This is a genomic window from Halococcus qingdaonensis (assembly GCF_024508235.1).
GTDB classification, from domain to species: domain Archaea; phylum Halobacteriota; class Halobacteria; order Halobacteriales; family Halococcaceae; genus Halococcus; species Halococcus qingdaonensis.
This window is the reverse complement of record NZ_CP101943.1, coordinates 2,176,322-2,189,622: the sequence shown is the minus strand read 5'-3', so window position 1 is coordinate 2,189,622 and position 13,301 is coordinate 2,176,322. Positions and strand designations below refer to the sequence as shown.

At 66.3% G+C, this 13,301-nt stretch carries 15 protein-coding genes; 8 read left to right on the top strand and 7 right to left on the bottom strand.

All coding sequences use genetic code 11. The features are described 5' to 3' along the window. The first annotated feature begins 12 nt into the window (after positions 1-12). The 3 genes from NO363_RS11305 (at position 13) to NO363_RS11295 (ending at position 3,503) form a co-directional block, all read left to right on the top strand. Positions 13-807, top strand: coding sequence for a 2-amino-3,7-dideoxy-D-threo-hept-6-ulosonate synthase (locus NO363_RS11305; protein ID WP_256685168.1), 795 nt, complete (start codon positions 13-15; stop codon positions 805-807). A 357-nt stretch (positions 808-1,164) separates the two neighbouring features. Then, positions 1,165-2,352: a 3-dehydroquinate synthase II gene (locus NO363_RS11300; protein ID WP_256685166.1), complete on the top strand. Its 1,188-nt coding sequence runs from the start codon at positions 1,165-1,167 to the stop codon at positions 2,350-2,352. A gap of 101 nt (positions 2,353-2,453) precedes the next feature. Next, positions 2,454-3,503: a S8 family peptidase gene (locus NO363_RS11295; RefSeq protein ID WP_256685165.1), complete on the top strand. Its 1,050-nt coding sequence runs from the start codon at positions 2,454-2,456 to the stop codon at positions 3,501-3,503. 100 nt (positions 3,504-3,603) lie between these two features. Here NO363_RS11295 and rimI read toward each other — a convergent pair whose 3' ends face one another. Next, positions 3,604-4,101, bottom strand: a complete 498-nt coding sequence (gene rimI, locus NO363_RS11290) for a ribosomal protein S18-alanine N-acetyltransferase (protein WP_256685163.1) — start codon at positions 4,099-4,101, stop codon at positions 3,604-3,606. A gap of 68 nt (positions 4,102-4,169) precedes the next feature. Between rimI and NO363_RS11285 the strand changes: the two genes are divergently transcribed. Next, positions 4,170-4,535, top strand: coding sequence for a cell division protein SepF (locus NO363_RS11285; RefSeq protein WP_256685161.1), 366 nt, complete (start codon positions 4,170-4,172; stop codon positions 4,533-4,535). 126 nt (positions 4,536-4,661) lie between these two features. On the opposite strand, the gene NO363_RS11280 is transcribed toward NO363_RS11285, so the two are convergent. Beyond that, a complete protein-coding gene (locus tag NO363_RS11280; RefSeq protein ID WP_256685159.1) occupies positions 4,662-4,970 on the bottom strand; it encodes a hypothetical protein in 309 nt (102 codons plus the stop codon). 7 nt (positions 4,971-4,977) lie between these two features. Between NO363_RS11280 and NO363_RS11275 the strand changes: the two genes are divergently transcribed. Then, positions 4,978-5,415 carry a hypothetical protein gene (locus tag NO363_RS11275; RefSeq protein WP_256685156.1) on the top strand — a complete coding sequence of 146 codons (438 nt, stop codon included), beginning with the start codon at positions 4,978-4,980 and terminating at the stop codon, positions 5,413-5,415. Between the two features lie 38 nt (positions 5,416-5,453). Here NO363_RS11275 and NO363_RS11270 read toward each other — a convergent pair whose 3' ends face one another. Further along, positions 5,454-5,846 carry a DUF5611 family protein gene (locus tag NO363_RS11270; RefSeq protein ID WP_256685154.1) on the bottom strand — a complete coding sequence of 131 codons (393 nt, stop codon included), beginning with the start codon at positions 5,844-5,846 and terminating at the stop codon, positions 5,454-5,456. Positions 5,847-5,872: 26 nt separating this feature from the next. Next, positions 5,873-6,739: a DUF7093 family protein gene (locus NO363_RS11265; RefSeq protein WP_256685152.1), complete on the bottom strand. Its 867-nt coding sequence runs from the start codon at positions 6,737-6,739 to the stop codon at positions 5,873-5,875. Positions 6,740-6,827: 88 nt separating this feature from the next. On the opposite strand from NO363_RS11265, the gene NO363_RS11260 reads away from it, so the two are divergent. Further along, positions 6,828-7,121, top strand: coding sequence for a DUF6432 family protein (locus NO363_RS11260; RefSeq protein ID WP_007739776.1), 294 nt, complete (start codon positions 6,828-6,830; stop codon positions 7,119-7,121). Between the two features lie 37 nt (positions 7,122-7,158). Continuing rightward, a complete protein-coding gene (gene ygfZ, locus NO363_RS11255) occupies positions 7,159-8,241 on the top strand; it encodes a CAF17-like 4Fe-4S cluster assembly/insertion protein YgfZ (protein ID WP_256685151.1) in 1,083 nt (360 codons plus the stop codon). On the opposite strand, the gene NO363_RS11250 is transcribed toward ygfZ, so the two are convergent. Then, complete coding sequence (locus NO363_RS11250) at positions 8,238-9,323, bottom strand: geranylgeranyl reductase family protein (protein ID WP_256685149.1); 1,086 nt, start codon at positions 9,321-9,323, stop codon at positions 8,238-8,240. The two genes, ygfZ and NO363_RS11250, sit on opposite strands and share 4 nt — an antisense overlap. 83 nt (positions 9,324-9,406) lie before the next feature. Beyond that, entirely contained in the window at positions 9,407-10,435 is a 1,029-nt protein-coding gene (gene hemB, locus NO363_RS11245) for a porphobilinogen synthase (RefSeq protein ID WP_256685147.1), read from the bottom strand. Between the two features lie 80 nt (positions 10,436-10,515). Between hemB and NO363_RS11240 the strand changes: the two genes are divergently transcribed. Beyond that, positions 10,516-11,043, top strand: a complete 528-nt coding sequence (locus NO363_RS11240) for a DedA family protein (RefSeq protein WP_007739771.1) — start codon at positions 10,516-10,518, stop codon at positions 11,041-11,043. Between the two features lie 21 nt (positions 11,044-11,064). Here the strand turns inward: NO363_RS11240 and NO363_RS11235 are convergent, their stop codons facing one another. Then, positions 11,065-13,221 (bottom strand): heterodisulfide reductase-related iron-sulfur binding cluster, encoded by a 2,157-nt coding sequence (locus NO363_RS11235; RefSeq protein ID WP_256685146.1) that lies wholly within the window; start codon positions 13,219-13,221, stop codon positions 11,065-11,067. Positions 13,222-13,301 lie beyond the last annotated feature (80 nt).

The window sequence follows — 13,301 nt, the reverse complement described above, 5'->3', positions numbered from 1 at the left end:
CCGACTGTCAGTATGCACGCCGGGACGCACGCACGACTCGATCGCATCGGAACCGACGGCCGCTACCTCGTGGTACCGATGGACCACGGGCTCACCCTCGGGGCGGTCGCGGGGCTCGCGGACATCGAATCCACGATCGACGCGGTGACACGCGGCGGCGCGGATTCGATACTCACACAGAAGGGCATCGCGCCGCGGGTCCATCCCAACAGCAACGGCGCTGGCTACATCGTCCACCTCAACGGCTCGACGGCCGACGGCCCGGATACGAACGACAAACGGCGCACGGGCACCGTCGAGAGCGCGATCCGGGCGGGCGCGGACGCCGTCTCGCTCCATCTCAACGTCGGCAGCGAGACCGAGCCGAACCAGATCGAGGATCTCGCGGACGTCACCGAACGCGCCGCCGAGTTCGGCGTTCCCGTGCTCGCGATGACCTACGCACGCGGGCCGGGCGTCGACGAAGCTGACCCCGAACGCCTCGCCCATGCCGCCAGACTCGGCGAGGAGCTCGGTGCCGATCTCATCAAGACGGGCTACTCGGGCGATGCCGAGAGTTTCGAGCGAGTGACCGACGCGACCCGCCTGCCCGTCCTCATCGCCGGCGGCGATCCGGCCGGCGACCGTGCCTCGCTCGACGCCGTCCGCGGCGCGATGGACGCCGGTGCGGCCGGCGTCTCGATGGGCCGGACCGTCTTCCAGCACGACGATCCCGAGGCGATGGCGCGCGCGGTCTCCGGCGTCGTCCACGACGACCTCCCGACCGAGGAAGCGCTCGATCGCGCCGGATTGGCCGTCGAGGCGTAGCGACGGAGCGAGTCTTCACCCGATTGTTCCATCATCGCATTCTTCGAAACACGATCGCACTTCGGGGTAACCTATCGCCCCCTCACGACGAACCCGTATTGTGCCAGCAGAAGGCTTATGACCTAACGAAACGTTTAGTCAACGTGGAGCCGATCACTGCTCCGCCCACGTCGGGATGACGAGCGGCCGTTGCGTGGCATCACCCGCATCGTTCAGAGTTGGTCCGCCGTCGTCCCCCGTTGGTCCCGTTTCGTGACACCGCTTGTGTGGAGCGACGCCGCTGCGCAACGAACGTGATTTCCACTCACAGCGACCGCTTTCGCCACGTTCAAGCCTGCCCGCTTCGACCGCCACGACATGACACGGACGGTCTGGCTCAAGGCGGACGGCTCGGTCGGCGATTGGGAGAGTCGCAAGCGGCGCATCACCGCCGGTCTCGAGGCCGGCGTCGACTGGGTGCTCTGCGACGAGAGCGATGTCTCGCGCGTGCGCGAACTTGGCGCGGTCTCGGTCGCGGCCTTCGGCGACGGCAACGGCGTCGACGTCATCGACACCGGCGACGCACCGGACGCGACCGTCGTCGGCAAGGACGGCGAGGGTGACGGTTCCGTCGATCTCCCGCCCGATCTCTCGGGGTCGGCCGACCTCTCGGCACTGCGACGGGGCGAAGCCGACGGGGCCTACGTCCGCATTCTCGACGACGACTACGAGGCGTTCGCCGAGGAGGCCGCCGACGCGGCCGAGCACACGATCGTCGTCGGCGAGGATTGGACGATCATCCCTCTGGAGAACCTCATCGCGCGCATCGGCGACGAGACCGAACTCGTCGCGGGCGTCGAGAGCGCGGCGGAGGCCAAGACCGCCTTCGAGACGCTCGAGACGGGTGCCGACGGCGTGTTGCTCGACAGCGACGACCCCGACGAGATCCGCGAGACCGTCGAGATCCGCGACGCGGCCGAGCGCGAGACGCTCGACCTCCAGTGGGCCGAGATCACCGCCGTCGAACAGGTCGGCTCGGCCGATCGGGTCTGCGTCGATACGGGATCGCTGATGGAGGGCGACGAGGGGATGCTCGTCGGCTCGATGTCCCGGGGACTGTTCTTCGTCCACGCCGAGACCGCCGAGTCGCCCTACGTCGCCTCGCGGCCGTTCCGGGTGAACGCCGGTGCCGTCCACGCCTACGCGCGCACGCCCGGCGGCGGGACGAAGTATCTCTCGGAACTCGGCAGCGGTGACGAGATCCAGATCGTCGACACCGAGGGCCACGCGCGCGAGGCGCTCGTGGGGCGGGCGAAGATCGAGCGCCGGCCGATGTTCCGCATCGAGGCCGTCGTCGGCAGCGACATCGACGACGCGGAGGGCGGCGAGCCCACGGGCGACCGGATCGAGACGCTGCTCCAGAACGCGGAGACGATCAAGGTCGCCACCCGCGAGGGGCCGCGCGCGGTGACGGAGCTCGAACCCGGCGACGAGGTGCGCGTCTACTACGAATCGACGGCCAGACACTTCGGCGAAGCGGTCGACGAGCGGATCGTCGAGAAGTAGGTCGCGCGTCGGAGTCACAGTCCGCACGTCGAGCGGACGATTTTTTCGCCCGATTCGGGCTGAACTGTTAAGGGCTCGCACGACGTACGTGGTATGGTAGCATGAACGACCGCATCGTCTTTACGCGCGAGCCGGCCGGGTTCCTCGGCGAAATGGAGTGCAACGTCGTCGAAACGTACGATTTCGGCACGAGCGGGGCGGCCTACATCGAGTGTGAGGCCGATCACGAATCGACGATCGCCGACGACGACCGCGTGCTCGATCTCGAACCGAACATGACCGTCGAACCGCACCTCGAACCCGCCGCCGTCAGCGAGGACCCCGCGGCGGTGGCGACGATCGAGGACGTGCGCGAACTCCACGACGTGCCCGACGACGATACCACCGGCGAGGGGCTGACCGTCGTGGCGATGGACTCGGGGATCGACCCCGAGCATCCGGCCTTCGAGGGCAAGAGTATCGAACAGGTCGACGTCACGGGATCAGGCGAGGGTGACGCGGTCGGACACGGGACAGCTGTGCTGGGTCAGATCACCCGTCTCGCGCCCGACGCGTCGCTCGTCGCGCTACGGATCTTCGGCGAGGAGGGACAGACGAAGAACAACGTCATCATGCGCGCCTACGAGTGGCTCCACACCAACGTCGAGGAGTACGACGTCGTCAACATGTCCTGGGGATCGAGCGAGAGCTCGCAAGCCATCAACCGAACACACAACGAACTCGTCGAGAAGGGCATCAGAGACGTCGTATCGGCCGGAAATTCGGGCGAGAAATCGGGCAGTCCGGCGACTGCCGAGCGTGCCTTCTCGATCGCGGCCTGCACCGAGGACGGGGCGATCGCGGAGTTTTCGTCCTACAACCCCGACCGTGACAACCCCGATGTCGCGGCCATCGGTAAGGACAACCGCCTCGCGCAGGCGTCCGGTACGGCGATGGGCACGGAGCTTGACGGACCGTGGGTCAAGGCCTCGGGAACGTCCTTTTCGTCCCCCGAGGTCACCGGGATGGTCGCGAAATATCTGACCGTCGCTCCGGAGACAGCGCCGGAGCCGATCATGCGCGAGTTCGAGGCCGCAGCACGAAACATACCGGACCAGCCGCGCGACGGGGCGGGACTGGCCGACTATGCGGCAACGGTGAACGGGGAGTGATACTGTCGGAGGGACGTATTCCATCAGCCGCCCTCGCAAACGTCGGGACGGGAAGCGAGTCGACCTGTGCGATGGTCGTGGTATCCCTCCGACAGTAGCGTCAGTCGAACTCGCGGACGAGCACGAGCGCGTCCTCGCCGTCGGCGTAGTAGCCCGTCGCGGTGCTGCGGTGGACGAAGCCATATTGTCGGTAGAGCGCGAGTGCGGGCTCGTTGCTCTCGCGGACTTCGAGTTTCACCCGTCCGACCTGTTGGCGGTACATCGCGTCGAGGGCGCGTTCGAGCAGCGTCGCGCCGATCCCCCGTCCGCGATAGCTTGGATCGACCGCGATGTCCTTGAGGTGGCCGACCGGCCGGCCGCGCTGGCGTTCGCTGTCGGCGACGACGTAGCCGGCGATCGCGCCCGTCTCACCGCCGTCGTCGACGTCGACGACGAGAAAGCCCGGAATTCCGAGAAAGCGCTCGAACGCACGGTAGGGCCACGGTTGGGCGAACGAGGCCTTCTCGATACGGAACACCGCGAGCAGATCGGCACGAACGGCCTCGCGGGTTCGGGTGGGCTCGACGGTCGTCACACGATCGGTACGGCTAGGTGTCATAAGAACACTCCGGCCAGCAGTCGTTGAGGGGTCGTAAGAGATATACCGAATCCGATCTGCGTGGGCGCATGGGACTCATGGACGACATTCTCGGGGGTGGCAGCTCCCGACAGCGCCAGGCCGGCGGCGAGTACGTCCCCCTCGACATCGACGACGTCGAGGGTGGCGTCGAGGAGGCCTCGACACAGGTGCACATCGCGCGCATCGAGGGCCAGCGCGACGTCATCGACATCAAAAACGCCATCTACGACGGCGACATCGTGATCGCGGACATCACCCGCCACACCGCGACCGACCGCACGATGGAGCGCATCACGCAGGACCTCCAGGAGATCACCCGCGAGGTCGGGGGCGACATCGTCCAGAAGGCCGACGATCAGCTCATCATCACGCCCGCCTCGGTCGGCATCAGCCGGACGAAACTCGGCGAGTAGTCGGTTTCTCCGACCGATGGCGACTGTCCTCACTATCCGACCAAATAGCCACCCGTCGTCAGGGGTAACGCCGAGCTGCTTCTCTTTCTCGACATCGATAGCAACCAGTGATCGCCGTCGATGCAGCTACGGGGTACAGGAATCGCTCGAATGTGGCTCGACGGTCATACAGAGTTCGCCGTCGTAATAGACCTTCAGCGGCACGTCGCCCTTGTTTTCGAGCGATCCGTAGTAACCAGTGACGTAGTACGAATCGGAGCCACCGTCGCCGACGTAGCCGTTGATCGTGATGTACGGTTCGGCGTCGATCCGGCGAATGTCATCGGGATGGTCGGCTTCACCCGATCGGTCGGCCTCGGGGCCGTACTTCGCGGAGCCGTCGAAGACCGTTTCGTAGGATGACGCTCCATCGCCCGCCGCCTCGATGACGAGCACCTTGCGATTGTCCGACGTCGTCGTTGCGGAGGTCGTCGCTGTCGGCGTTTCAGTTGCCGTCGGTGTCGCTGTCTCGGTCGCTGTCGGCGTTGCGGTAGGCGTCTCGGTCGGTGTTGCTGTCCGAGTGGTCGTCTCGGTTCGTGTCGGCGTGGATGTCGCCGTCTCCGTCGGTGTTGCGGTGGGCGTTTCAGTCGGTGTCTCCGTCGCAACAGCCGTCGGACTCGCTGTGGCCGTCGCCGCAGCCGTCGCGGTTTCCACTGTCGTGGTCGCGGCGGACGGATCGGGCGTTGCCGTCCCCTCCAAGACTGCATCGGTGGTTTCTCGCTCGATCGGATCTTCGGTGAGTTGCGAACAGCCGGCGGAGAACACGAGCAGCACGATCAATGAAGCGACGACCGTTCGTCGCATCGGCGTCGTCAGCATGGATGCCACTCGTCGCCCATAGTAATAACGCTGTACGAACGCAACCCTTCCGAGACGGCCTCAGACGTTATCGGGCGTTTCCGCGTCGTCCTCAACCGTGCGTTTCATCGACTCGCGGCGGCTTTTCGCGTCCCGCCCGGTCGCTTCGAGCAGGAAATCGTTTTTCGCGTCCACCGCGTCCGCGGCGGCGTCGGCGTTGCCCTCGGCGATGACCTCCTCGGCGGGTCGTTCCTCGAAATGCACGGCGAGAGTGTCCTTCTTCGAGCCGTATTCGACCGTGCCGGCGACGATACGCTCGAAGACCGCGTTCTCGGGGTCTTCGACCACGTAGAGGTCGCTCCCCTCGTATTCCTTGGTCGCTGTCGGCGGGCCGAAATACTCCTCAACGGTCGTTTCCATGTCGGGAATTCGCTCGTCCAGGTGCTCGCCGCGGCGCATCTTGTACTCACGCATGGACGCCAGCTTTGCGAGGGGTGAATTTACCCCTTTCGCGTCTCCCACGCCAGATAGCCGCTGCCGCAGTCGGGGCAGATGTCGCCCGCTCGTAGCGGCGAATCGGCGACGAGATTGGTGAACCGACACGAGCCACACGAAAGCGTATCGCCCGGCCGGCGGCTCTGGCGCTTTCCACGAGTCGTCGCTTCGGCCTCGTCGTCGGCAACTGCCTCGGGCTCGTCCGTCTCGGGCCAGCTGGCGACGGCCGCACCACCGTCGGCGAGCGAGCCGGCGTCGTCGGTATCGTCCGCCGTCGCCCCGTCCTCGTCGGGGTCGGTCGGCCACTCGCCGGGCGCACGCGTCGGCCGCTGTGGCTTGCGGTCGTGGCCGATGCGATCAATGTCGACCGACCCCGTGGATTCGTCCTCGACAACCCGATCGTCGTCGGTTTCGGACGACGTTACCGACTCGATTATCTCGGACGAGTGACTCGTCTCCGATCCGATGCCGGTAGCTCCGAGCGGTTCGACCGACGTGGACTCGTCGTTCGCTGTTGATTCGTCGTTCGATACGAATTCCCCGGTCGCTGTGGGGTCTTCGACCGCTGTCGCTCCCTCGACCGGTCGTTCGCCGGCGGGGGATTCGATGACGACGTCGCCGTCGATCTCGTCGGTGATCGCCGCCTCGTCGGTCGCGGCGACGACCGTGCCGTCGGGTTTGCGAACCACGCCGGCAGCGGCTTCGAGCGTGGTGACTTCCGTGTTCTCGGAGATCGTTCGCGTCCGTCCGCACTGTCGACAGCGTTCGACCCGTTTGGCCGTCCGCACGACCTCGTCGCCCTCCTCGTCGCGCTCGCGCTCGATCTCGCTCTCGCCGTAGTCGTGCCCGAGCAGCGAACACTTGACTCCCATCGGGATGTGCTTTCGTATCGCGTGCAATAAACTCTACTGTTGGCTGCCGAGGGATAAGCGTAAGACCGGTCCGGACGAACCCCGTTCCATGAGGGCAAAGCGCGAGTTTCGCGACCGCGGCGACGTCGAGGTGGCCATCCTCGACGCGCTGGTCGACCGTCAGGAGGGGCTGACGGTGTTCGAACTCCGCTCGCACGCCGACACCGGTATCGACGAACTCGAGGACGCACTCGCCGCACTCAACGACGACGGCCTCATCGAGACCGAAACCGAGGACGGGCGCTTACATATCACGCCCGACGAGCGAGTGGTGCCCGATCCCGACGAGGACAACCACGAGCCGACGTTCTTCGACCGCCTCCGCGAGCGCTTCGGGCTGTAAGACACGCCTTATCCGCGATCGGCCCCAATCGTGGGCAATGACGCTCGTCGAAACGCTTCACGAGTCCCACGGCGCGACCTTCGAGGACCGGGGCGGGGTCCGCGTCGCCGCCCACTACGGCCGGCCCGAACGCACGCATCTGGCCGTCAGAAACGTCGTCGGCGTCATCGAGATGGGCTACGGCGTTCTCACCGTCACCGGCGACGACCGGATCGAGTTCGTCGACAACGCCGTCTCGAACCGCGTCCCCCGCGAGGACGGAGCGGGCTGCTACGCGCTTCTCTGCGATCCACAGGGCAAGATCGAGACCGATCTCTACATCTACACCACCGCCGAGCGGCTGCTGGTGTTCACGCCCCCCGAGCGCGCCGCCGCGGTCGCCGAGGAGTGGTCGGGAAAGACGTTCATCCAGGACGTCGAGATCACGGTCGCGACCGAGGGGTTCGGCGTCTTCGGCGTGTATGGCCCGAAGGCGACCGAGAAGATCGCGAGCGTCCTCAACGGCGCGAGCTCGCCCGAGTCGAAACTCGCCTTCGTCCGCGGCTCGATGGGCGACGACGGCGTGACGGTGATCCGCGACGACGGGCTCACCGGCGAGGAGGGCTACACGGTCGTCTGTGACGCCGACGCGGCCGAATCGGTGTTCGACACGCTCATCAACAACGGCCTGAACGCCGCGCCGTTCGGCTACGATACGTGGGAGGCGCTCACGCTCGAAGCCGGAACGCCACTTTTCGAGACCGAACTCCGCGGGCGGATCCCGAACGTGCTCGGCCTGCGGAACGCGCTCGACTTCGAGAAAGGCTGCTACGTCGGCCAGGAAGTCGTCTCGCGCGTCGAGAACCAAGGTCGGCCGAGCCGCCGACTCGTCGGGCTCGCTCTCGATCGCCTCCCCGAAGCGGGCGCGGCAGTCTTCAACGGCGATGCGACGGTGGGCGAGGTGACGCGCGCCGTCGAGAGCCCCATGTGTGAAGAACCGATCGCGCTCGCGCTCTGCGAGTTCACTCTCGATGCGGACGAACTGACGGTTCGTATCGACGGCGAGGAACGTGCAGCGACCGTCGCGACGCTCCCGTTCGTCGACGGGAGCGACCGGTCGGCGCGACTCCCCAACTACTAGGATCGCGAGAGCAGCGTCTTGAGGCTCTCCAGCGAGAACAGCGTGGAGGGTTTGTCCATGTGGACGCCGATCTTCCCCGAGAGCGCCGACAATCCCGTCCGTTGGACGGCATCGGGCAGCGAGTACGCCCGGCGAACCCAGTGGCCGAGGCGGATCTCGCGCACGAGATCCGAGCGCCAGGCTCGTTCGTACTTTCCGAGAGTCTCGGGCTGCTGGGGGTCGATCTCGTGGGCAGCGTGATCGGCGGCCGTCATCCCGTAGAGAATGCCGCCGCCGGTGAACGGTTTGGTCTGGGCGGCGGCGTCACCGACGAGGAAGACCCGATCGCTCGTGACGCGCTCGGCCGGCCCGATCGGGATCATCCCGGCGCAGGTCTCGCCCGTCTCGACGCCGTACGCGTCGAGGAATCGGTCGAATAGGTCGGTGGCGTTCTCGCCCGGTGCGGCCCCGAGACCGTACTCGACGCCGGCGTCGCCTCTGGGGATGCGCCAGGCGAAGAACTCGGGCACTGTGAGGTGGACGTCGACGTGCGAGCCCGGATCGCGTTCTTCCGAAAAGGCGAGAATGCCCTGGAGTTTCTCGCCCGGTTCGGGCATGTCGAGTTCGCGCCGCACCCGGGAGACCGGCCCGTCGCAGCCTGCGACCATCCGCGTACGAACGGTCTCGGTGCCGTCGGGCGTTCGTACCCGGACCGTCACCCCGTCTGCGTCCTCGTCGAGGCCGACGACACTGTGGTTCTCCCGGAGATCGGCTCCCGCTTCGCGGGCCGCACGCGCAAGCGTGCGATCCAGACCGATCCTGTCGATGACGTTCGAGATGGTCTCGTCCTTGTAGAACAGGTGGCTCTCGCTTCCGGGGCCGCCGACGTGAAAGCGCGCCCCCGAGACCTCGTTCTGTAGTAGCTCGTTGCGTGCGCCTTCGGGCGTGAAGTTCCAGATATCGGTGCTGACGTGGCCCGAGCAGGCGAGCGGGCGTCCCACCTCGCCGCGTTCGAGACAGAGCACGTCGTGGCCCGCCCGCGCGGCCTGTCGTGAGAAGCGCGAGCCGGCGGGTCCGGCCCCCACGACGACGAAATCGTACATCGAGTAGGTCTACCCGCCGTCGGTCAAGTATCTTCTCTCTCGGCCTCGTTCCTTGTCTCCCCATCGACCCGCTGCGCGCAGCCTCAGAGCGACTCGGCGACGTCCTCGGCGAAGTAAGTGAGTATGAGGTCCGCACCGGCGCGCTTGATCGACAGCAGCGACTCGTGAGCCACGGCATCGATGTCGAGCCACCCTTTCTCGGCGGCGGCCTGCAACATCGCGTACTCGCCGGAGACGTTGTAGGCCGCCACGGGCTGGTCGGCTCGTTCGTCGACTCGCTGGACGATGTCGAGATAGGGAAGCGCCGGTTTGACCATCAGTACGTCCGCGCCCTGCTCGACGTCCAGATCGACCTCCCGGAGCGCCTCGTCGGCGTTCGCGGGATCCATCTGGTAGTGCCGGCGATCGCCGAAGGCCGGCGCGCCGTCGGCGGCGTCCCGGAACGGCCCGTAGAACGCGCTCTCGTATTTGGCGGCGTAGCTCATGATCGGCACGTCGGTGTGGCCCGCCCCATCCAATGTCTCCCGGATCGCGCCGACCATCCCGTCGGTCGCGCTACTCGGGGCGACCATGTCCGCCCCCGCCGCGGCGTGGCTTTCGGCGATCTTCCCGAGCAGCTCCAGGGTTTCGTCGTTGTCGACCGTGAGACTCGCTTCCCGCTCGCTCGTCGCTACGCCCCCGTCGGTTTCCGCACGCTCCCAGCGTTCACGCGCGCCGTCGTCGAGCACGCCGCAGTGGCCGTGATCGGTGTACTCGCAGAGACAGACGTCGGTGATCGCGAACACGTCGGTCTCGGCGGTGACGCGCCGGAGCGCGCGCTGAACGACGCCGTCCTCGGCCCACGCGCGCGTCCCGCGCGCATCCTTCGACTCGGGGATCCCGAACAGGATCACCGATTCGACACCCGTTGCCTGGATTTCCTCGACGCGCGCGACCGCCTCGCTCACGGGCACGCGCTCGTGGCCCGGCATCGATTCGATCGGTTCGCGTTCGTCGGTCGTGGCGTCGACGAACATCGGCGCGATGAGATCGTTCGCCTGCAACGCCGTTTCGCTCACGAGATCGCGGAGCCCGTCCCGGCGGAGCCGTCGCGGGCGACGTGTGGGATCCATGCGTTCACTCCGCTCGCGAGCGGCAAAACACCCGCGGCATGACGCAAACGATTTAGGAGCCTGCGGAGTAGCCCCGGTCGATGGCCGTTCCGGTCCTCCAAGTCGCCGAGATGCCGCCCTATCTCCGTGACCTGCTCGACTCCGAGTACGCCCTCGTCGCGCTCTTCGGCGTGTTCGTCCTCGAAGGAGCCATGCTGATGTACTTCATGCCGAGCGAGGCCATCGTCCCCGTCTCGATCGGCCTGCTCGGCCACTCGGTGCCGAGCATCGCGACGATCATCGGCGTCGCCGTGCTCGGCGCGACCGTCGGACAGGTCGGTCTGTTCGTGCTCGCCAAGCGCGGCGGCCGCGAGTGGCTGCTCGAAAAGCGCTGGTTTCGGGTCAGCGAGTCGACTCTCGACCGCTTCGACGGCTGGTTCGAGCGCTGGGGCCCCGTCGTCGTGCCGGTGAGCAACGCCCTCCTGTTCACCCGTGGGATGCTCACCGTGCCCGCCGGCTTCGCCGAGATGAGCACTCGGAAGTTCGTCGTCCTCTCGGCGATCGGCACCGTGATTTTCGAGTCGGCGCTCGCGGCGATCTCGCTCGGCGTCATCGAAGTCGCGTTCTGAAACTGCTTTCCGCAAACGATCTCAGTCGTCCGCCGGGGCCGCGTCCACGCCCGTCCCGGTCGCTCCGGCTACCGTGTCCGCTTCGAGCGCCTCGGCCAGTAGCTCGGAGAGTCCGATGATCTCGATGCGCTCCTCGAAATCGCCCGTCTTCCGGCCGTCCTCGTACATCGTCATGCACATCGGGCAGGCGACGACGAACTTCTCGATCTCGTTACCAGCGTCGGTATCCTCGAGCGCCTCGCGCAGGCGCTCCTCGCTGGGTTTGGGCTCCTCGTCGAAGTCCATCCAGAGCCCGCCACCGCCGCCGCCACAACAGAAGGAGTTCGACCGGTTTCGTGGCATCTCGTGGAGGCTTGCACCAGTACGCCGGACGAGATCGCGCGGCGCTTCGAACTCGTCGTTCATCCGGCCGAGATGGCAGGGATCGTGGTAGGTCACGGTGTAATCGAGTGCCGTCCCCGAGAGATCGAGCGCGCCAGCGTCGGCGAGCTCCTGAACGACCTGCGTGTAGTGGTGGACGTCGATCTCTCCATCAGAATTCCACTCGACGCCCTCCAGCTCGGGATACTCGTTCTTGAACGTGTTGTAGCTGTGGGGATCGGTACAGACGAGCGTCTCGAACTCGCAGTCCTCGAAGGCGGCGGCGTTGTCCTCGGCGAGCATCTCGTAGAGCCCTTCCTCGCCGACTCGCCGCACGTCGTTGCCGTCGTTCTGCTCGTCCTCGTAGAGGATGCCGTAGTCGACGCCCGCGTGCTCGAAGATCGTCGCCATCGAGCGCGCGATGCGCCTGTTGCGCTCGTCGTAGCTCGGGTAGTCGCCGACGTACCAGAGATACTCCACGGGGCCATCACGCGCGTCCGGCACGTCGAAGTCGAGCTCCTCGACCCAGTCGGGGCGTTTGCGCTCGGGCTCGCCGAACGAGTTGCCCTGCTGGAAGACGTCCATCATCGTCTCCTGGACGTTGTCGTCCATCTCGCCCATCTCGGTCAGCCGGCGGTTCATCTCGGTGAACTGCGGGACGTGCTCGATCTCGACGGGGCAGGCGTCCATACAGGCCATACAGGACATGCAGGACTCCATCGTGCGCGAATCGATGACGCTCGCGCCGCCGTCGGCGACGATCTCCTTGGTCTCGCCGCCGGCGCCGACCGACTCGCGATAGCTCTTGAGGTCGAGGATCACGTTTCGCGGATCGAGCGGTCGACCCGACGCCTTGGCGGGACAGACCGACGAACAGCGGCCACATTTGGTGCAGGCGTCCTGGTCGAGCATCTGTTTCCAGGACATGTCCTCGACCTCGGTGAAGCCGATCTCGTCGGGGGCCTCGTCGGCCGGCACTCCCGGGAGACGGACACCCGACTTCTCGTCGCGCGTGACGACGTTGGCGAAACTCGACAGCATGTGGAACGGTTTGGCGTACGGCACGGCGGCGACGAACCCGAGCGCGAGCAGCGAGTGCGACCACCATGCGGCCGGATACGCCGTCGTCGCCAGCTCCTGGGAGACGCCAGCGCCCTGGAAAACGAGCGCGACGAACCAGCCGACGAAGCTCACCGTCTCGAAGTCGGGGAAGCCGGTCGCGAGAATGCGCACGCCCTCGACGAGATAGCCGCCGACGCCGAGCAGGAACAGCGTCCAGACGAACGCGCCGTCTTCGAGGCTCGTGTGGCGATCCCAGAGTCGATCGTTGCGGACGCCGTACCGCCGGTAGATCGCCATGCCGAGGCCGACGACGAACAGCAGTCCCAGCGCGTCCATCACCAGCGAGTAGGAGAGATAGAAGTCGCCGATGAAGAAGGACTGCTCCTCGCCCAGGAGGCCGGTGACGAGCTGGTAGCCATCCATGTCGATCATCAGAATGGTGGTGCCGATCAGGAGAGTGAGAAAACCCCACATGATGAACGCGTGCATCAGCCCGCCGTAGAGATCGCGGTTGAACTGCTTCTCGTTCGAGAGCACGGTCTTGACGCTGCTCGCCACCCGCTCGGGCAGATCGTCGAGTCGGGTAACGGCGTCGTCCGTGCCCTGAAGATAGCCCGCGAACCGGTCGTAGACCCCGTAGAGCAGTATCGCGATCGCCAGGAAGGCGAGGAAGTAGAACAGCGCCTTCCCGACCGGGCCGATCCGCCAGAAGGTCTCCCGGGTGATGGTTTCACCGGCCTGCAGCACGAGTGTCATTGATTATCGTTGGAGTGTCGGGCGGCCGGGTTAAGTCTTGCCAACGCACACCGTCTGCCTGCTGTCGGGTGGGAACGAAC

Coding starts and splice junctions, on each gene's coding strand:
- NO363_RS11305 (WP_256685168.1), top strand. CDS start 13: ATGCACGCCGGGACGCACGCACGACTCGATCGCATCGGAACCGACGGC.
- NO363_RS11300 (WP_256685166.1), top strand. CDS start 1,165: ATGACACGGACGGTCTGGCTCAAGGCGGACGGCTCGGTCGGCGATTGG.
- NO363_RS11295 (WP_256685165.1), top strand. CDS start 2,454: ATGAACGACCGCATCGTCTTTACGCGCGAGCCGGCCGGGTTCCTCGGC.
- rimI (WP_256685163.1), bottom strand. CDS start 4,101: ATGACACCTAGCCGTACCGATCGTGTGACGACCGTCGAGCCCACCCGA.
- NO363_RS11285 (WP_256685161.1), top strand. CDS start 4,170: ATGGGACTCATGGACGACATTCTCGGGGGTGGCAGCTCCCGACAGCGC.
- NO363_RS11270 (WP_256685154.1), bottom strand. CDS start 5,846: ATGCGTGAGTACAAGATGCGCCGCGGCGAGCACCTGGACGAGCGAATT.
- NO363_RS11265 (WP_256685152.1), bottom strand. CDS start 6,739: ATGGGAGTCAAGTGTTCGCTGCTCGGGCACGACTACGGCGAGAGCGAG.
- NO363_RS11260 (WP_007739776.1), top strand. CDS start 6,828: ATGAGGGCAAAGCGCGAGTTTCGCGACCGCGGCGACGTCGAGGTGGCC.
- ygfZ (WP_256685151.1), top strand. CDS start 7,159: ATGACGCTCGTCGAAACGCTTCACGAGTCCCACGGCGCGACCTTCGAG.
- NO363_RS11250 (WP_256685149.1), bottom strand. CDS start 9,323: ATGTACGATTTCGTCGTCGTGGGGGCCGGACCCGCCGGCTCGCGCTTC.
- hemB (WP_256685147.1), bottom strand. CDS start 10,435: ATGGATCCCACACGTCGCCCGCGACGGCTCCGCCGGGACGGGCTCCGC.
- NO363_RS11240 (WP_007739771.1), top strand. CDS start 10,516: ATGGCCGTTCCGGTCCTCCAAGTCGCCGAGATGCCGCCCTATCTCCGT.
- NO363_RS11235 (WP_256685146.1), bottom strand. CDS start 13,221: ATGACACTCGTGCTGCAGGCCGGTGAAACCATCACCCGGGAGACCTTC.